Source organism: Variovorax sp. 01T432 (genome assembly GCF_056398605.1).
The window spans coordinates 61,809-80,234 of sequence record NZ_JBFTPS010000020.1 but is presented as its reverse complement, the minus strand read 5'-3'; the positions used below and the strand labels follow the sequence as shown (position 1 = coordinate 80,234).

15 protein-coding genes and 1 pseudogene are annotated in these 18,426 nt (G+C 68.5%); 10 read left to right on the top strand and 6 right to left on the bottom strand.

Annotated features, from left to right (window positions below; translation table 11 throughout):
- Window positions 1-28: 28 nt before the first annotated feature.
- Complete coding sequence (locus AC1DNF_RS16925; RefSeq protein WP_478149770.1) at window positions 29-790, bottom strand: DeoR/GlpR family DNA-binding transcription regulator; 762 nt, start codon at window positions 788-790, stop codon at window positions 29-31.
- Between the two features lie 111 nt (window positions 791-901).
- Between AC1DNF_RS16925 and glpD the strand changes: the two genes are divergently transcribed.
- The 8 genes from glpD to AC1DNF_RS16885 all read left to right on the top strand — a co-directional run bounded on the left by glpD (window position 902) and on the right by AC1DNF_RS16885 (window position 9,349).
- A complete protein-coding gene (gene glpD / locus AC1DNF_RS16920) occupies window positions 902-2,548 on the top strand; it encodes a glycerol-3-phosphate dehydrogenase (RefSeq protein WP_478149769.1) in 1,647 nt (548 codons plus the stop codon).
- Between the two features lie 22 nt (window positions 2,549-2,570).
- Window positions 2,571-3,650 carry an ABC transporter ATP-binding protein gene (locus tag AC1DNF_RS16915; RefSeq protein WP_478149768.1) on the top strand — a complete coding sequence of 360 codons (1,080 nt, stop codon included), beginning with the start codon at window positions 2,571-2,573 and terminating at the stop codon, window positions 3,648-3,650.
- A 1-nt stretch (window position 3,651) separates the two neighbouring features.
- A complete protein-coding gene (locus tag AC1DNF_RS16910) occupies window positions 3,652-4,722 on the top strand; it encodes an ABC transporter ATP-binding protein (RefSeq protein WP_478149767.1) in 1,071 nt (356 codons plus the stop codon).
- Entirely contained in the window at window positions 4,719-5,609 is an 891-nt protein-coding gene (locus tag AC1DNF_RS16905; RefSeq protein WP_478149766.1) for a carbohydrate ABC transporter permease, read from the top strand. Before AC1DNF_RS16910 ends, AC1DNF_RS16905 begins: the two co-directional genes overlap by 4 nt.
- A complete protein-coding gene (locus AC1DNF_RS16900) occupies window positions 5,606-6,418 on the top strand; it encodes a carbohydrate ABC transporter permease (protein ID WP_478149765.1) in 813 nt (270 codons plus the stop codon). Before AC1DNF_RS16905 ends, AC1DNF_RS16900 begins: the two co-directional genes overlap by 4 nt.
- 12 nt (window positions 6,419-6,430) lie before the next feature.
- Window positions 6,431-6,739 carry a DUF2160 domain-containing protein gene (locus AC1DNF_RS16895; RefSeq protein WP_478149764.1) on the top strand — a complete coding sequence of 103 codons (309 nt, stop codon included), beginning with the start codon at window positions 6,431-6,433 and terminating at the stop codon, window positions 6,737-6,739.
- A gap of 91 nt (window positions 6,740-6,830) precedes the next feature.
- Window positions 6,831-8,564, top strand: coding sequence for an ABC transporter substrate-binding protein (locus AC1DNF_RS16890; protein WP_478149763.1), 1,734 nt, complete (start codon window positions 6,831-6,833; stop codon window positions 8,562-8,564).
- A 77-nt stretch (window positions 8,565-8,641) separates the two neighbouring features.
- A complete protein-coding gene (locus AC1DNF_RS16885; protein WP_478149762.1) occupies window positions 8,642-9,349 on the top strand; it encodes a hypothetical protein in 708 nt (235 codons plus the stop codon).
- A gap of 562 nt (window positions 9,350-9,911) precedes the next feature.
- Here the strand turns inward: AC1DNF_RS16885 and AC1DNF_RS16880 are convergent.
- The 5 genes and pseudogenes from AC1DNF_RS16880 to AC1DNF_RS16860 form a co-directional block, all read right to left on the bottom strand.
- Window positions 9,912-10,520, bottom strand: a pseudogene (locus AC1DNF_RS16880) (HD domain-containing protein); the annotation flags it as partial.
- Window positions 10,520-11,608, bottom strand: a complete 1,089-nt coding sequence (gene mltB, locus AC1DNF_RS16875; RefSeq protein ID WP_478149761.1) for a lytic murein transglycosylase B — start codon at window positions 11,606-11,608, stop codon at window positions 10,520-10,522. The pseudogene AC1DNF_RS16880 and the gene mltB, both read right to left, overlap by 1 nt.
- A gap of 49 nt (window positions 11,609-11,657) precedes the next feature.
- The gene (locus tag AC1DNF_RS16870; protein WP_478149760.1) at window positions 11,658-13,649 is read right to left on the bottom strand and encodes a transglutaminase TgpA family protein; all 1,992 of its coding nucleotides are present in this window, start codon (window positions 13,647-13,649) and stop codon (window positions 11,658-11,660) included.
- Window positions 13,643-14,611, bottom strand: a complete 969-nt coding sequence (locus AC1DNF_RS16865; protein WP_478149759.1) for a DUF58 domain-containing protein — start codon at window positions 14,609-14,611, stop codon at window positions 13,643-13,645. Before AC1DNF_RS16865 ends, AC1DNF_RS16870 begins: the two co-directional genes overlap by 7 nt.
- Window positions 14,612-14,753: 142 nt before the next feature.
- Window positions 14,754-15,671, bottom strand: a complete 918-nt coding sequence (locus AC1DNF_RS16860) for an AAA family ATPase (protein WP_478149758.1) — start codon at window positions 15,669-15,671, stop codon at window positions 14,754-14,756.
- A gap of 75 nt (window positions 15,672-15,746) precedes the next feature.
- Here AC1DNF_RS16860 and AC1DNF_RS16855 point away from each other — a divergent pair, with 75 nt between their 5' ends.
- Complete coding sequence (locus AC1DNF_RS16855) at window positions 15,747-16,700, top strand: histone deacetylase family protein (RefSeq protein ID WP_478149757.1); 954 nt, start codon at window positions 15,747-15,749, stop codon at window positions 16,698-16,700.
- A gap of 416 nt (window positions 16,701-17,116) precedes the next feature.
- Window positions 17,117-18,397 (top strand): mechanosensitive ion channel family protein, encoded by a 1,281-nt coding sequence (locus tag AC1DNF_RS16850; RefSeq protein WP_478149756.1) that lies wholly within the window; start codon window positions 17,117-17,119, stop codon window positions 18,395-18,397.
- Window positions 18,398-18,426 lie beyond the last annotated feature (29 nt).

Sequence of the window (18,426 nt, the reverse complement as noted above, 5' to 3'; positions counted from 1 at the left end):
GTTCTTCCTATGGCAGTCGGGGCACCAGTCACGCGATTTCCAGGCGCACCTGCGCGCGCTCCAGCAGCTCGGGGAAGGGCGCCGGCGGCTGCGCGTCGGTGAACAGGCGGTCGATCTGCGAGAGCTTGGCCAGCTCGATCATCGCAGGCCGGTTGAACTTGCTCGCATCGGCCGCCAGCCAGACCTCGCGCGCCTGCGCGATGATGGTCTGCGCCACCTTCACTTCGCGCAAGTCGAAGTCGCGCAGCGTGCCGTCGGCCTCGATGCTCGACACGCCGATGAGCGCGATGTCGACCTTGAACTGGCGGATGAAGTCGACCGTCGCCTCGCCCACGATGGCGCGATCGCGCAGCCGCACCGTGCCGCCCGCCACGATCACTTCGCAGGCCGGGTTGTCGCTCATGATGGTCGCGACGTTGAGGTTGTTGGTGATCACGCGCAAGCCCGTGTGATGCAGCAGCGCCTTCGCGATCGCCTCGGTGGTCGTGCCGATGTTCAGGATCAGCGAGCAGTCGTTCGGCACCCGCGCGGCCACGGCGCGCGCGATGCGCGCCTTGCCTTCGGCATGCAATGTCTCGCGCTGACGATAGGCGATGTTCTCCGTGGTCGAACTCGGCACGCGCACGCCGCCGTGAAAGCGCGTCAGCAGACCTTCGTCGGCCAGGCGCTGCACGTCGCGCCGCACGGTCTGCAGCGTCACGCCCAGCATCTCGGCGAGTTGCTCGACCGTGATCGAACCACGGGCCTGGACGGTGTTGAGCAACTTGAGCTGGCGCGGATTGGAGTTCACGGGAAGGTCAGCGGAGGGAGGGAAGAAGCGCGGGCGTGTCACTTTAGAACGAAAGCAAACGAATGGACTTAAGGGAAAACGCCGAAGAAAATCGCGCAATAAGGAACCAGAATGAAAAGATACGAAAGCGTAAACCCTTTGCTTCGTGAACAAGATCACACTCTGCCCAATGCATCAGCCGTGAGTGCCGTCTCCCCCTCTTTGGCGTCCCTGGCGGACGCGGCCACCGAGTGCGACGTCCTGATCGTGGGCGGCGGCATCAATGGCTGCGGCATCGCGCGCGATCTCGCGGGGCGGGGCTGGCGCGTCGTGCTGTGCGAGAAGGACGACCTCGCGGCGCACACCTCGTCCTCTTCCACCAAGCTGATCCACGGCGGTCTTCGCTATCTCGAGTACTACGAGTTCTCCCTGGTGCGCAAGGCACTGCAGGAGCGGGAGGTGCTGCTCAAGAGCGCGCCGCACATCATGTGGCCGCTGCGCTTCGTGATGCCGCACGACCCGTCGATGCGCCCGGCCTGGATGATCCGCATCGGTCTCTTCATGTACGACCACCTGGCCAGGCGCGAGGTGCTGCCGGCCTCGCGCAGTGTCGACCTGCGCCATCACCCGGCCGGCGAGCCCCTCAAGCCGCAGTTCAAGCGCGGCTTCATCTACTCCGACGGCTGGGTCGATGACGCGCGCCTGGTGGTGCTCAACGCGGTCGATGCGCGAAGCCGTGGCGCCGAGGTGCTGACGCGCACGCGCTGCGTCAGCGCGCAGCGCGATCCCGAGGGCTGGACGGCGGTGCTCGAGGGGCCGCAGGGGCGGCGCACCGTGCGCGCCCGCGCAGTGGTGAACGCGGCCGGCCCGTGGGCCGAGTCCTTCCTGCGTGGCGTGGCTCGCGCGTCGAACGGCGAGGCGCTGGCGACTCGGCATCTGCGGCTGGTCAAGGGCAGCCACATCGTGGTGCCGCGCCTGTTCGCGCACGACCATGCCTACATCTTCCAGAACCCGGACAAGCGGATCATCTTCGCGATCCCCTACCAGAACGACTTCACGCTCATCGGCACGACCGACATCGAGCTCAGCGGCGACGATCCCGGCGCGGCCCATATCTCGAAGGAAGAGATCGACTATCTCTGCACGCAGGCGAGCCGCTATTTCCAGAAGCCGGTGAGGCCGCCGGACGTGGTGTGGACCTATTCGGGCGTGCGCCCGCTGCTCGACGACGCGTCGGGCGATCCCTCGGCCGTCACGCGCGACTACATGCTCGAATCCAGCACCACGGCGGCACCGCTGCTGTCGGTGTGGGGCGGCAAGATCACCACCTTCCGCAAGCTGGCCGAGGACGCGGCCGACGAGGTCGGCAAGATGCTCGGCGAGGCCCGCCCGGCGTGGACCGGTGGCGCCTTCCTGGCCGGGGGCGACCTCTCCGACTGGATCGGCGCGAAGACCGCGGCCTCGCGGCCGGACGACGACTTCGAGCGTTTTGTCGCGGTCGTGCAGTCGCGCCACCGCTGGCTCGATGCGCGCCTCGCGCGGCGGCTGGCGCGGGCCTACGGCGCGCGCATCTCCGAGGTCATCGGCGATGCGACATCGATGGCCGACATGGGCACCGCCGTGGCGCCCGGGGTCTATTCACGCGAATTGCGCTACCTGCGCGACCAGGAATGGGCGGTGAGCGGCGAGGACGTGCTGTGGCGCCGCTCCAAGCTCGGCCTGCGCCTCACGCCCGCGCAACGCGAACAGGTCGAGGCCTGGATGAAGTTCCACGCCTAGGAGGCCCGATCAAGGGAGATTCATGCAACTCACACTCGACAGCATCACCAAGAAGGTGGGCCCGCAGACGTGGCTCTACCCGCAGAGCATCTCGCCCAGGAGCGGCGCGGTGACGGTGCTGCTCGGCGCCACGCAGGCGGGCAAGACGAGCCTGATGCGCCTGATGGCCGGCCTCGACACGCCCACCGAGGGCCGGGTGCTGGTCGACGCCAAGGATGTGACCGGGGTGCCTGTGCGCGATCGCAATGTGGCGATGGTCTACCAGCAGTTCATCAACTACCCCTCGCTCAAGGTCGCCGACAACATCGGCTCGCCGCTCAAGCTGCGCGGCGAGAAGAACGTCGATGCGAAGGTGCGGGAACTGGCCGACAAGCTGCACATCGGCATGTTCCTCGACCGCTATCCGGCGGAACTCTCGGGCGGCCAGCAGCAGCGCGTCGCGCTGGCTCGCGCGCTGGCCAAGAACGCGCCGCTGATGCTGCTCGACGAGCCCCTGGTGAACCTCGACTACAAGCTGCGCGAAGGCCTACGCGAGGAGCTCACGCAGCTGTTCGCGACCGGCGACTCCACCGTGATCTACGCCACCACCGAACCAGGCGAGGCCTTGCTGCTGGGCGGCTTCACGGCCGTGATGGATGCCGGCGAGCTGCTGCAGTACGGGCCGACGGCCGAGGTCTTCCATGCGCCGCGCTCGCTGCGCGTGGCGCGCGCCTTCAGCGATCCGCCGATGAACCTGCTGTCGGGGCGCGTGGCCGAGGGCGGGGTGCAGATCGAAGGCGGCCCCTTGCTGCCGGTGGCGCTGCCCCAGGCCATCGAGGGCGGCGTGACCGTCGGCCTGCGCGCGAGCGCGCTGAACATCGACGCCGACGGCGCAGGGCTCGCGCTGCCGGGCAAGGTGGAGCTGGCCGAGATCTCGGGCTCGGACACCTTCGTGCACGTCGAGACGCTGGTGGGCGAACTGGTGGCCCAGCTCACGGGCGTGCACCGCTTCGAGCTCGGCACGGCAATCACGCTGTACTTCAGCGCCGCGCAGGCCTATGTGTTCGATGCCGGCGGCCAGCTCGCGCTGGCGCCCGCCTGGCGCAAGAAAGGAGAAGGCTGACATGGCCCGCATCGACCTCGACCTGGCCCACGCCTATCGCCCGAACCCGCGACAGGACAGCGACTATGCGCTGCTGCCGCTCAAGATGAGCTTCCGCGACGGCGGCGCCTACGCCTTGCTCGGCCCCTCGGGTTGCGGCAAGACGACCATGCTCAACATCATCTCCGGGCTGCTCGCGCCCTCGCAGGGCAGCGTGCGATTCAATGGCCGGGACGTGACGCTGGAGACGCCGCAGCAGCGCAACATCGCGCAGGTGTTCCAGTTCCCGGTGATCTACGACACGATGACCGTGGCCCAGAACCTGGCATTCCCGCTGCGCAACCGCGGCGTGCCGGCCGAGCAGATCAGGAAGCGCGTGGGCGAGATCGCCGAAATGCTCGACATGAGCGGCCAGCTCAACCACCGCGCCGCCGGCCTGGCGGCCGATGCCAAGCAGAAGATCTCGCTCGGCCGGGGGCTGGTGCGCAGCGACGTGTCGGCGGTGCTCTTCGACGAGCCGCTGACGGTGATCGATCCGCACCTCAAGTGGCAACTGCGACGCAAGCTCAAGCAGATCCACCGCGAGCTCAAGCTCACGCTGATCTACGTCACGCACGACCAGGTCGAGGCCCTGACTTTCGCCGAGGAGGTGGTGGTGATGACGCGCGGCAAGGCGGTGCAGGTCGGCAGTGCCGAGGCCCTGTTCGAGCGGCCGGCCCATACCTTCGTCGGCCACTTCATCGGCTCGCCGGGCATGAACTTTCTTCCGGTGCTCAGCACGGGCGGCTCGATCGAGGTCGCGGGCACCCGGCTGGCCGGGCTGCGCGCCTTGCCCGAGGGCCCGCTCAAGCTCGGCATCCGCCCCGAGTACGTCGCGCTGTCGCCCCCCGATGCGCCCGGCGCGCTGATGGCCACGGTGGTGCAGGTGCAGGACGTCGGCACGCACCAGATGCTCAGCGCGCGGGTCGGGGAGACCGTGCTGAAGGCCCGCCTGCATTCGGATGCGCGTGTGCCGGCCGCGGGGCAGCCGATCTGGCTGAAGGTGCTGGACGCGCACACCTGCTACTACCGCGACGAGGAGCTCGTGGCATGAACGGCACCAACAAGCCCATCAACCAGAAGGCCTGGTGGCTCGTGCTGCCGGTGCTGATCTGCGTCGCCTTCTCGGCCATCGTGCCGCTGATGACGGTCGTCAACTATTCGGTGCAGGACATCATCTCGCCGGACCGCCGCGTGTTCGTCGGCACCGAATGGTTCGCCTCGGTGATGCGCGACAGCGAGCTTCACGAGGCGCTGGCGCGGCAGCTCGGCTTCTCGATCGCGGTGCTGCTGGTCGAGATTCCGCTGGGCATCTGCCTGGCGCTGTCGATGCCGGCGACCGGCTGGAAGTCCTCGGCCGTGTTGGTGATCGTCGCGCTCTCGCTGCTGATTCCATGGAACGTGGTGGGCACCATCTGGCAGATCTTCGGACGCGCCGACATCGGCTTGTTCGGCTATGCGCTGCAGAAGCTGGGCATCGACTACAACTACACCGGCAACGCCACCCATGCCTGGCTCACGGTGCTTCTGATGGACGTCTGGCACTGGACGCCGCTGGTGGCGCTGCTGTGCTTCGCCGGCCTGCGCTCGATCCCCGACGCGTACTACCAGGCGGCACGCATCGACGGCGCGAGCAAGTTCGCCGTGTTCCGCTTCATCCAGCTGCCCAAGATGCGCGGCGTGCTGGTGATCGCGGTGCTGCTGCGCTTCATGGACAGCTTCATGATCTACACCGAACCCTTCGTGCTGACGGGCGGCGGGCCGGGCAACGCGACCACCTTCCTGAGCCAGTACCTCACGCAGAAGGCGGTGGGCCAGTTCGACCTCGGGCCGGCGGCAGCCTTCTCGCTGATCTATTTCCTGATCATCCTGCTGCTGTGCTTCGTCCTCTACAACTGGATGCTGCGCGTGGGCACGCACGAAGTGGAGGAGACCCAATGAACGACCGACGCTTTCGCAAGCGCAGCTTCTTCCTGCTGCTCTACATCCTGTTCGCGCTGTTGCCCATCTACTGGATGATCAACATGAGCTTCAAGACGAACGAGGAGATCCTGTCGAGCTTCTCGTTCTTCCCGCAGCATCTCACCTGGGAGAACTACAAGCGCATCTTCACCGACGAGTCGTGGTACTCGGGCTACATCAACAGCCTGATCTATGTCGGCATCAACACGGTGATCTCGCTCACCGTGGCGCTGCCGGCGGCCTACGCCTTCTCACGCTACTCCTTCCTGGGCGACAAGCACGTCTTCTTCTGGCTGCTGACCAACCGCATGACGCCGCCCGCGGTGTTCCTGCTGCCCTTCTTCCAGCTCTACACGACGGTCGGGCTGATGGACACGCACCTGGGCGTGGCCCTGGCGCACCTGCTGTTCAACGTGCCGTTGGCGGTCTGGATCCTCGAGGGCTTCATGAGCGGCATCCCGCGCGAGATCGACGAGACGGCGTACATCGACGGCTATTCGTTTCCGCGCTTCTTCCTGACGATTTTCCTGCCGCTCATCAAGGCCGGCGTCGGCGTGGCGGCCTTCTTCTGCTTCATGTTCAGCTGGGTCGAGCTGCTGCTGGCGCGCACGCTGACCAGCGTGAACGCCAAGCCCATCGTGGCGACGATGACGCGCACCGTGAGCGCGGCCGGCATGGACTGGGCGACGCTGGCGGCCGCGGGCGTGCTGACCATCGTGCCGGGCGCGATCGTGATCTGGTTCGTCCGGCACTACATCGCGAAGGGTTTCGCGATGGGCCGCGTCTGACGGGAGACTGAGATGTTCGACTGGATGGTCTGGACCACGCCGGTGGCGGTTTTCTTCACCTGCATCGCGCTCATGCTGGCCGGCATGACGGCGTGGGAGTTGAAGTCGCCCACCACCCTGCGCCGCGGCTGGCTTCCCATGGAGACGACGCGCGGCGACCGTCTCTTCATCGGGCTGCTGACCGCGGCCTACATCAACCTGGCCTTCATCGGCCTCGCGGGCAAATTCCAGGAATGGCTGAGCCTGGAAGCCGAGCCCTCGATCTGGGTCAGCTTCGTGCTCTCCATGTTCGTGCTGGCGCTGATCATGCGAAAGGGCTGAGCCGCGACAACCGACGGATTCGGCTCCCCGCCGCCCCAGGGCCGAGCGAGTCTTCGAAGAAATGGGGTGGCACCAACCGAGGAGACAGACTATGAAGATGCGCTACACCGCGCTGGCACTCGCCGCCGCAGCCCTGTGCGCCGGCCAGGCGGCATGGGCCGGGGAAGCCGAGGCCAAGAAGTGGATCGACAGCGAGTTCCAGCCGTCGACCCTGAACAAGGATCAGCAGATGGCCGAGATGAAGTGGTTCATCGACGCGGCCAAGACGCTGCAGGGCAAGGGCGTGAAGGAAATCGCGGTCGTCTCCGAGACGCTCACCGTGCACGAATACGAATCGAAGACGCTGGCCAAGGCCTTCGAGGAAATCACCGGCATCAAGGTCAAGCACGACATCATCCAGGAGGGCGATGTGGTCGAGAAGCTGCAGACCTCGATGCAGTCGGGCAAGTCGATCTATGACGGCTGGATCAACGACTCCGATCACATCGGCACCCACTACCGCTACGGCACGGCGCTCTCGCTCACCGACCAGATGGCCGGGCCGTGGAAGGAGTTCACCAACCCCGGGCTGGACCTGAAGGACTTCATCGGCACCAGCTTCACGACCGCGCCCGACGGCAAGCTGTACCAGCTGCCCGACCAGCAGTTCGCCAATCTCTACTGGTTCCGCGCCGACCTGTTCGCGCGCAAGGACCTCCAGGACAAGTTCAAGGCGAAGTACGGCTACGAGCTGGGCGTGCCGCTCAACTGGAGCGCCTACGAAGACATCGCCGCCTTCTTCAGCGAGGACGTGAAGACGCTCGACGGCAAGCCGATCTATGGCCACATGGACTACGGCAAGAAGGACCCGTCGCTCGGCTGGCGCTTCACCGACGCCTGGCTGTCGATGGCGGGCGAGGCCGATGTCGGCATCCCCAATGGCCTGCCGGTGGACGAGTGGGGCATTCGCGTGGCTGACGACAAGTGCACGCCGGTCGGCGCCTCGGTCGAGCGCGGCGGCGGCGCCAATTCGCCGGCGGCCGTCTATGCGCTGACGAAGTACATCGACTGGATGAAGAAGTACGCGCCCAAGGAGGCCATGGGCATGACCTTCGGCGAATCCGGCCCGGTGCCGGCGCAGGGGCAGATCGCGCAGCAGATCTTCTGGTACACCGCCTTCACCGCCGACATGATCAAGCAGGGCCTGCCGGTCGTGAACGCGGATGGCACGCCGAAGTGGCGCATGGCCCCCGGCCCGAACGGCCCTTACTGGAAGCAGGGCATGCAGAACGGCTACCAGGACGTGGGCTCATGGACCTTCCTCAAGTCCAACGATCCGAACCGTGCCGCCGCCGCCTGGCTGTACGCGCAGTTCGTGACCTCCAAGACCACTTCGCTGAAGAAGTCGATCGTCGGTCTCACCTTCATCCGCGACAGCGACATCCGCTCCGACTATTTCACGCAGAACGCGGCGAAGTACGGTGGGCTCATCGAGTTCTACCGCAGCCCGGCGCGCGTGGCCTGGACGCCGACCGGCAACAACGTGCCCGACTATCCGAAGCTGGCCCAGCTGTGGTGGAAGAACGTGGCGGTGGCCGTCACCGGCGAGAAGACGCCGCAGCAGGCGATGGACAACCTGGCCTCGGAGATGGACGACGTGATGGCCCGCCTGCAGCGCGCCGGCATGGCGCACTGCGCGCCGAAGCTCAACGCCAAGAGCTCGCCCGACAAGTGGCTCAGCGACAAGGGCGCGCCGTGGAAGAAGCTGGCCAACGAGAAGCCGCAAGGCCAGACCATCAACTACGACAAGCTGGTCGGTGCATGGAAGGAAGGACGCGTGCGCTGATACGCTCGGCCCTTCGTCTGCACGAAAGCCGCCGAGGCCGCCCCCGACCGGGCCCGGCCTCGGCGCATTGCGAATTCATGATCATCACTTTCCGCTGCGACCCCGCGCTGATCGACCTGCTGCCGCGCCCCGTGCCGGCCGGCGCCGCGCTGCCCGACTGGCTGCGCGCGATGGCGCCGCGGGTGGAGTCGGCCGTGCATCAGCGCAGCGTGCGCACGGTCAAGCAATGCCCGCCCTTCGTCGACGCGATGGCGCATGGCTTTCTGCTGCTGCTGCCCTGCGATGTGCAGGTGGAGGCGATGCGCTTCAGCTGGGACTGGCCCTTGCCCAAGCTGGCCTCGGGCGCCCACCCGCGCGCGCCGCTGAGCTTTCATGTGCCCGAGCAGATCGCGGGTTCGCCGCTGGCGCATGGCCATCGCTCGGCCCTGAAGTTCAACAGCTTCTGGACCATCGAGCTGGAGCCCGGATGGTCATTGATGGCGGTTCATCCGGTCCAGCGCGAGGATCTGCCGTTTCGCGTCATCACGGGCATGGTCGATTCGGACCGCTTCGTCGATATCGGCATCAATTTTCCGGCGGTCTGGACTGATCCGGACTTCCGCGGCACGCTGCCGCGCGGCACGCCGGTGGCGCAGTGCTACCCGGTGCCGCGCGATGCGCCGACGCTGGTCTGCGAGCCGATGTCGGCGCAGCACGTGCAGCGTTACGAGGAGCTTTCGGCCAGGATCATGGCGGGCCCGGGCGTGTACCGCCGGGGCTATCGCACCAGGCGCAATCGCGGCTGACTCAGAAGGCGGGCGCCGTTCTCAAGGCCTCGCGCAGGTCGTCGAGTTCCAGCCAGATCCGGCCGGTGCTCGCCGCCGCCAGGGCATGGGCGATGCGCCCGAAGCTGTCTTCGCGCAGGCGGTAGGCGCGGCCATAGGCCGACATCGCGCCTTCCAGGTCACCGTCTTCCTGCAGCACGATGCCGAGGTTGACCGCGGCCTGTGCGTAGGTCGGCAGCAGGCGCAGCGCCAGACGCAAGGCCTCGGCGGCGCCCTTGAGGTCGCCGGCATCCTGCAGCTTCAGTGCCCGTTCGAAGGCCGCATGGGCGATGTCCTCGGCGAGCCTGAGCGTCGGCGCATGCCCCGGCCGCAGTGCGAGGCTTTGCGCTGCGCGCTCGCCCGCCTGCGGCAGGTCGCCCTCCTGCAGCAGCAGATGCGCCAGCAGCTGGAACACGGCCGGGTGGGGCGGGTGCGCCGCCAGCGCGAGGTCGCACAAGGCCCTGGCCTGGGCGGGGTCGCCGCCGTTGACGCGCTGGATGGCAAGGGCCAGCAGCTCTTCGACCGAGGGGGCGCCGGCCGGTCCGATCGCCACCCGGAGGTTGATGCGCGCGCGCTGTTCTCGCTCGGCGCGGATCGCCGCCGTGCGGTAGAGCGGCTCGCGTTCGAGAAAGCGCGAGAGGATGGCGCGCCGGCGTGCCTCGAAGAGCACGGGCGGCACATGCGCGTATTCGGCGCGGATCTGCTGTTCGTATTGCGCGAAGCGCTGCGGCGCGGCGCCGAGGATCGCCAGGTCGATGTCGACCAGCAGTTCGGCGTCGCGGCCTTCGGGCAGGGCGCTGTGCTGCGTCGCCATGACGAGCCCGTGCACCCGCCGCGCCACCTCGGCCGGCGCGCCGGCGGCGACGAGCGCGTCGCGCCCCCAATCGGCGCTGCGGGCCTCGTTGTCGTGGCCGTGAACGTCGTAGATCGCATCGTGGAACCACAGGGCCAGCGCCACCTCGGCGGGTCTCTCGGCGGCGGCGCGATGCGCCTCCAGCAGTCCGAGGCATTCGCCCAGGTGCTGGAGCGTGTGGTAGTGGCGCTGCGGCTCGCCGTGGCGGCTCTGCAGTTCGGCAAGCAGCGCATCGGGCGCGGCGATGCCGAGTTCGCGCCAGGCGCCTGTCCAAGACGCGCGCAAGGCCTCGCTGTCCATCACTGTTCCATGGCCGAGCGCACCTCGCGCCCGAGCTCGATCACCGACATGGCGTAGTAGCTGCTCCAGTTGTAGCGCGTGATCACATAGAAGTTCTGCGTGCCGGCGACGTAGCTCGGCGCCTCGGGGCCGTTCTGCAGCTCGACCAGCGCGAGCAGGCCCTGGTGCCGCGGCGCCTCGCCCTCGAGCACGGCGCCGCCGGCCACGAAGGCATCGGCGCTGAAGCTTGGCAGGATGTCGGGCGCGAGCAGCACGGCCTTCTGCAGTCGGGTCGGGTCGAAGCTCACCGGGTAGAAGGGCTGCATCCCCCGTTGCCAGCCGAAGGACTTGAAGTAGTTCGCCACCGAGCCGATCACGTCGGCCGCGTCGTTGACCAGGTCGATGCGGCCGTCGCCGTCGAAATCGATCGCGTACCTGGCGATGCTGCTGGGCATGAACTGCGGCATGCCCATCGCGCCCGCGTAGCTGCCCACCGGCACCAGCGGGTCTTCGGCCGTGCGGCTCTCCAGGCTGAGGAAGCTTTCGAGTTCGCTCCGGAAGAAGGCTTGGCGCTCGGCCGCGCGCGGATGGGCCTGCGGGAAATCGAAGGACAGCGTGGCCAGCGCGTCGATCACCCGGAAGTTGCCCATGTTGCGGCCGTAGATGGTTTCGACGCCGACGATGCCGACGATGATCTCGGGCGGCACGCCGAACTCGGCTTCGGCGCGGGCCAGCGTGTCGGCGTTGGCGCGCCAGAAGCGCACGCCGGCGGCGATGCGCACCGGGTCGATGAAGCGGCCGCGGTAGGCGTTCCAGTTCTTCGGCGTGCCCGTGGGCGCCGGCAGCATCAGGCGCGGCACGTTCGGCAGCAGCCGGGCCGCGCCGATGGTGGCGCGCACCCAGTCGCGATCGAGGTTGCGCCGCGTCGCGATGTCGTCGGCGAAGCGCATCGCGTCCTCGCGCGTGGCGTAGGGTATGTCGCCACGCACGGTGCCGCCGCGTTTCCCGTCGGGCGCGCGGGCTGAAGCGGGGGCTGCCGGCAGGAGCAGGGCGCAGGCGGCCGCCAGGGCGAGGGCTGCCGGAAGAACGTTCGAGAGTAGGCGTCGCATCGCTGGATTGTGCCGTCCGGCCGCCCTCCGCAGGCAGGTCCCGGTGCTTTCAGCGCGGCCAGTGGATGCGGCGGAGTTCTCCGCGCAGGGCGGACAGGGCCTCGGTCGGTGTCCTGGCATAGCGCTGGGCTTCGAGCCTGAGCAGCCAGTCCTGGGCGGCCTGCGCCTTTGCGCCGAAGCGCTCGCCCAGGCGGGCCGCCATCTGGCGCGGCGGCGTGGCTTCGGGCACGTCGATGCCCGCTCTCTGCAGGCGCGCGCGGGCCTGGGCCAGCAGCCTGAGCCACGGGTCGTGCTGGCTGCGCTCCCACAGCGTCCAGCCGGCGCCGGCCAGGCTGGCCGCGACCAGCAGGGCGAGCAGCACGGTCGCCAGGTCCGCCAGGCTGGGCGCCTCGAAGCCGAGATGCTTGAGCAGGTCGAGCTGCCGGCTCTGCGTGTAGTTGAGCACCCATTGGTTCCAGCCGTTGTTGAGGGCCTCCCAGGCCGCGCGCAGGTTCTGCGCCACCGTCGGGCTCATGGCGCCGATCGCGCCGGCGAACAGGCCCGGCTGCGGCACCAGGCGACGGAACAGGCCGACGCGGTCCGGCGAGATGGCGCCGGTCGGATCGACGCGCACCCAGCCCGTGCCTTCCTCCCACACCTCGGCCCAGGCGTGCGCATCGCTGTTGCGCAGCACCCAGAAGCCGTCGACGGGGTTGAGCTCGCCGCCCTGGTAGCCCGTGACGATGCGCGCCGGAATGTCGAGCGCACGCATGAGGACGACGAAGGCCGAGGCGATGTGCTCGCAGAAGCCGGCCTTGCGGTCGAACCAGAACTCGTCGGCGCTGTTGTCGCCGTAGAGGCCGGGGTCCAGCGTGTAGCTGTAGCCGCCGGTGCGCAGCCGCCGCAGCACGGCCTGCACGTAGGCCGGCGTGGCCGCGCCGGCGAGGGCGGGATCGCTGCGCATCTGCGCGGCCAGGGCCGCGGTGCGCGGGTTGGTGCCGGGCGGCAGCGCCACGTAGGGCCGCAGCCCGGCCGTGCGGCGGGTCGGGCCGCTCTGGTACCGGGTGTAGCTGGTGGCGCGGTAGCGCACGAGGTCGCCGATCGGGCGGCTGGCGAGCCACTGCAGGTCGGGCGTGCCGAACAATTCGTAGCCCGGGAGCTCCGGTTTCGCGGGTGCTGCATCGAGCACCAGCAGCCAGGGGCGGTTGGAGGGCTCCAGCGTGACCTCGTAGGTCGTGGCCTGGCCTTGCACGCGCAGGTTGGCCGGCAGGTAGATGCGCTCGAAGGCGGGCGGCGAGGACCATTCGTGGCCGTCGAAGCGCGACAGCACCGGACCGCGGAAGTACATGTCGCGTTGCGCCGGCAGGCTGTCGCCATCGAACTTGACCCGCGCGGCGATCCCGTCGTCGAGCGCCAGCTGCGCGATGGTGCCGACGCGCATCGTGTTCGACAGGCCGGTGCGCCCGGTGACGGTGTCGTTCGGCGTGCCCCACAGCGGCGCCATGCGCGGGAACAGCAGGAACAGCGCCAGCATGATCGGCGCGCCCAGCAGCGCCATCCAGCCGGCGGTGCGCGCCGCCTGCATCAGCGGCGGCCTGCCCACCGGCATGTGCGCGTTGACCAGCGCGGTCAGCAGGCCGAGCAGCGCCAGCAGCATCGCGACCGCGGTCAGGAGCGACTGCGAATAGAAGAAGTTCGTGAGCATCGTGAAGAAGCCCAGGAAGAAGACCACGAACGCATCGCGGCGCGCGCGCAGCTCGAGCGTCTTGAGCGCGAGCAGGATCACGAGCAGGGTGACGCCGGCGTCGCGCCCGAGCAGCGTGCGGTGCGTGACGTAGGTGGCGGCGAGCGTGACGACGAGCAGGGCGATGCGCCACCATCGGCCCGGCAGGGGCTTGGCCTGCACGGCCAGGCTGCCGCGCCAGAGCAGGACGATGGCGGTCAGGGTGCTGCACCACCAGGGCAGGTTGGGGACCTGCGGGAGGACGATCAGCGCGATGACCGAGAGGAGGAAGAGGGTGTCCCTGGCTTCCCTGGGCAAGGCCCGCAGCTTGGTCAACATAGCGCCAGCGCCTCCAGGCAGCGCCGCTTGTGTGCCTCGCCCTGCGAGGGAGCGACCACCTTGCCCGCCACCCTCAGGCCATAGTCGACGCCCAGCCGGTCCGCCATCAGCACCCACGCGCAAAGCCTGGACAGCCGCGCCTCGAAGCCGGGCAGGCCCGCGGTCTGCGCGTCCAGCCAGAGCTCCTGGCGCTGCGACTGCTGCGTATCCCGGCTCACGAGCTCCTCCGATCCGGCGGCCTGCGCCTGCGCCGCTCTCTTCCAGACCACGAGCTTGAGCGGATCACCGCGCCGATAGGCCCGCAGGCCGTCGTACTCGCCGCCGATGTTCGCGCGCATCGAAGCGGTCGCGGCCTGTCCGGCCAGGGGTTCGCCGGCGGGCAGCGGGGGCGGATTCGATTCCGGCGCCGGATACACCAGCATCTGCGACGCCGGGCGCCATACCGTCCACACGCGAAAGGTCCCGAGCGGGAAGCGCGTTTCGGCCGTGAGCGTCGGCACCGCGTGCAGGCCGCGCCGCTCGGGCCTGAAGGCCACCTCCACCGTCGCGCTGCCCTGTGCCGGCACGTCGCACCACGACCACTGCCCGCTGTGGCGAACCGCCATCCCGATGCCGTAGCGGGTGCCGCGCCTGGCGTTGTGCAGCACCACGCGAAAGACGGCCGCCGCGCCCGCGTACTGCGCCTCGGGCGGCACCAGGTGCATCGCCAGGCCGCGCAGGGTGCCGTGGCACACGTGCATGCCGACCGCCACGCTGCCCGCCAGCAGGAAGGTCAGCAGGTAGCCGAGGTTGAGCTGGTAGTTGATCGACGCGACCAGCAGCAGCAGCAGCGTCGCGGCCAGCATCCAGCCCGCGGTGGTCGGCACGATGTAGACATTGCGCTGCGTGAGCTCCAGCGTGTCCGACGGCGGCCGGCGCGAGAGGAACCAGCCGTCGATGCGCGAGCGCAGCGAGGAGATCATGCGCGCGCCCGAGACCCACCAACTTCGAAGCGCCCCTCTCCACCAGGGCCGCCGCGGAACCGGCTTCGCTGGGCCGCCGGCGGCGCCCCCGCGAGGGGGGAGGCGGCCACACGAAGTGGGCAAGCCTGGGGGCGGTCCCCGCTCATAGCGGTACCGCTGCTGCCATGGCGCGCACCTGTTCGACCGCGCCGCGGCCGGCGTCGCCGACCGGCGTCAGCCGGTGCGCGATCGTCTGCGGCAGCACGGCCTGCACGTCGTCGGGCGCCACGTAGTCGCGGTTGGCCAGCAGCGCCTGGGCCTTGGCGGCGCGCAGCACCGCGATGCCGGCGCGCGGCGAGAGGCCCTGCAGGAACCAGCGGCCGGAGCGCGTCGCCGCGATCAGGTCCTGGACGTAGTTCAGCAGCGGCTCGGCCGCGTGCACCTGCAGCACGCGCTGCTGCAGGGCCGTGAGTTCGCCGGCGGTCAGCAGCGCGGGCAGGCCGGAGAGCATCTCGCGCCGGTCGGCGCCGGCGAGCAGTTCGCGTTCGGCGGCGCGGTCCGGGTAGCCGAGCGAGATGCGCATCAGGAAGCGGTCGAGCTGCGATTCGGGCAGCGCGAAGGTGCCCAACTGGTCGTGCGGGTTCTGCGTCGCGATCACGAAGAAGGGGGTGGGAAGAGGGCGCGTCTCGCCTTCCACCGTGACCTGCTTTTCCTCCATGGCCTCCAGCAGCGCGCTCTGGGTCTTGGGGCTGGCGCGGTTGATCTCGTCGGCGAGCAGGACCTGGGCGAAGATCGGGCCGGGATGGAACACGAAGGCCTGCTGGCCGCGGTCGAAGATCGCCACGCCGGAGAGGTCGCCCGGCATCAGGTCGGCGGTGAACTGCACGCGCGAGAACTGCAGGCCGAAGGTGTGCGAGAGCGCATGCGCGAGGGTGGTCTTGCCGACTCCCGGCACATCCTCGATCAGCAGGTGGCCGCCCGCCAGGAGGCAGGCCACGCAGTCGCGCACCTGCGCCTCTTTGCCCACGATCACCGTGTTAAGCTGACCCAGCAAACTGGCGAGCTTTGCCGCGACGTCCATTTTTGTATCCATATGCAAACAATACCGTAAGCCTTGCGGCCTCGTGTCGCGTGAGGCTACGACGCGATTCCATCCATGGGCAAAACGGGCTATTTCACACATCGGGACTGCTGGAAGCATGACATGGGCGAGGGGCATCCCGAGTGCCCCGCGCGGCTCGACGCGATCGAGGACCGGCTGTTGCTCACGGGTGTGGGCGACGCGCTCCAGCGCGGCGAGGTGCCGCTGGCGACGCTGGAGCAGATCACGCGGGCGCACAGCGTGGCGCACATGGAGCATCTCGAGGCCCTGAGCCAGCGCCTGGTCGAGGACGCGCCGGCCGGCGGCCCGGATCATGCCCAGCTCGACCCCGACACGGTGCTCACGCGCTTCACCGTGCTTGCCGCCCGGCGCGCCGCGGGCGCCGCCATCGCGGCGACCGACGCGGTGATCGCGGGCGAGCTGGAAAATGCCTTCTGCGCGGTGCGCCCGCCGGGGCACCATGCCTGCCGCGACAAGGCCATGGGCTTCTGCTTCTTCAACAACGTCGCGATCGCGGCGCGGCACGCCATCGAGGCACACGGCCTGGAGCGGGTGGCGATCGTCGACTTCGACGTCCACCACGGCAACGGCACGGAAGACATCCTCAGGAACGACCCGCATGTGCTGATGGTGAGTTTCTTCCAGCATCCGTTCTATCCGTACTGCGGCACCGACCATCCGGCCGCCAACATGCTCAATCTGCCGGTGCCGGCCTATACCAAGGGCATGGACGTGCGCGAGCTGATCGAGGCCTGCTGGATGCCGCGGCTGGAAGAATTCAAGCCGCAGATGATCTTCGTGAGCGCGGGTTTCGATGCGCACCGCGACGATGACCTGGGGCAACTGCGGCTCAACGAGAACGACTATGCCTGGATCACCAGCCGCATCGTCGACGTCGCGCGGCGCTTCTCCCAGGGGCGCATCGTGTCGATGCTCGAAGGCGGCTACAACCTCGATGCGCTGGCTTGCAGCGTCGAGGCGCACCTGCGGGTGCTGGCCGACCTGTAGGGGTCTGATCACGCCATGAGTCTTTGTGCTTGTGTTGTTGTGTTGTCGTGTTTCGTGCGTCCCATGGAAGCACGCCCGGTATGCGGTGCGGGCCGCGCGACCCCGGTGCGCCGGCGCTTCGGGCTCCCCTGCAGTACTCGCCTTTCGCGGGGTCCCACGCAACTCGCTGCGCTCAGACAAGCGTGGGCCCTGATCCGCGCAAGGCTGCGTGCTTCGGCGGCGCACAGGGGTCGCGCGGCCCGCACCGCATACCGGGCTCCGGGGTGTGCAAACACCGAGGGCGCCTCCAGCAGATCAACCTCCGCGCAACAACGAAGCGTCCGGCGGAGGGATCGACCCCGCCGCGCCCCCGTCGGCCAAGGGCCCTACCGCACACCCCCATCATCCGCAGCAGCCGCTCGTCCTAGTCCCGGAAAATGAACCTCAACGATTTCTTCCAGCGCCTAGGCCAGATCGACGCCCACAGCCTGTGGATCGAACTTGCCGCGCTGGCCGGCTGTGTCGGCGCCGCATGGGCGCTCAGCCTCTGGTTCGGGCGCGACAAGCCCAAGGATTCGATCTGGTTCGGCGAGCGCACCTTCGACGGCCTGCTGTTCCCCGTGCTGGCGCTGGCCCTGACCGACCTGGCGCGGCGTTTCGTGCTCGACTACCAGCCCGTGCTCGTGCTGCGCATCGCGGTGTCGGCGTTCCTCTCGCTGGTGGCGATCCGCCTGTTCGCCCGGGTGCTGAGGGCGGTGTTCCCGACCTCGACCCTGGTGCGGCTGATCGAGCGCACCGTCTCCTGGCTGGCCTGGGCCACCGCGGCGCTGTGGATCGTCGGGCTGCTGCCAGCGGTACTGGGCGAACTCGAAAACATCACGCTGGCTTTCGGCAAGACACGGGTGAGCCTGCGCACCATCCTCGAAGGCACGCTCTCGGCCGGCTTCGTGCTCGTCATCGCGCTGTGGATCTCCTCCACCGTCGAGAAGCGGATCCTGCGCACGGCGGTGACAGACCTTTCCATGCGCAAGGTCGCGTCCAACGCGATCCGGGCCTTCCTGCTGATGATCGGACTGCTGTTCGCGCTCTCGGCTGTCGGCGTGGACCTGACGGCGCTCTCGGTGCTGGGAGGCGCCCTGGGCGTCGGCCTCGGCTTCGGGCTGCAGAAGCTCGCCGCCAACTACGTGAGCGGCTTCGTCATCCTGCTCGAACGCTCGATCCGCATCGGCGACAACGTCAAGGTCGACGGCTTCGAAGGCCGCATCACCGACATCAAGACGCGCTACACACTCGTGCGGCAGGGCAACGGCCGCGAGTCGATCGTGCCCAACGAGTCGCTCATCACGAGCCGGGTCGAGAACCTGTCGGTGTCCGACCTGAAGTTCAACCTCGCGACCAACGTCGTCGTCGGCTACGACAGCGAAGTGGTGCAGGTGCAGGCCATCCTCTGCGCCGCCGCCGTCGCGCAGCCGCGCGTGCTCGGCGATCCGGCGCCCGTTGCCTTCCTCGTGAACTTCGCGCCGGACGGGCTGGAATTCAGCCTCAACTTCTGGATCGCCGATCCCGACAAGGGCAAGGACAACGTCCGCTCCGCCATCAATATCGCCATCCTCGAAGGCCTGCGGGCGGCGCACATCGACATTCCCTATCCCCAACGCGTGCTGCGCGTCGAGTCGCTTCCGCCCGGCGTGATGCCAGCGGAATCGGCTCGCCTATAATTCCGCAAATAGCACGACCGTTCGTTTCT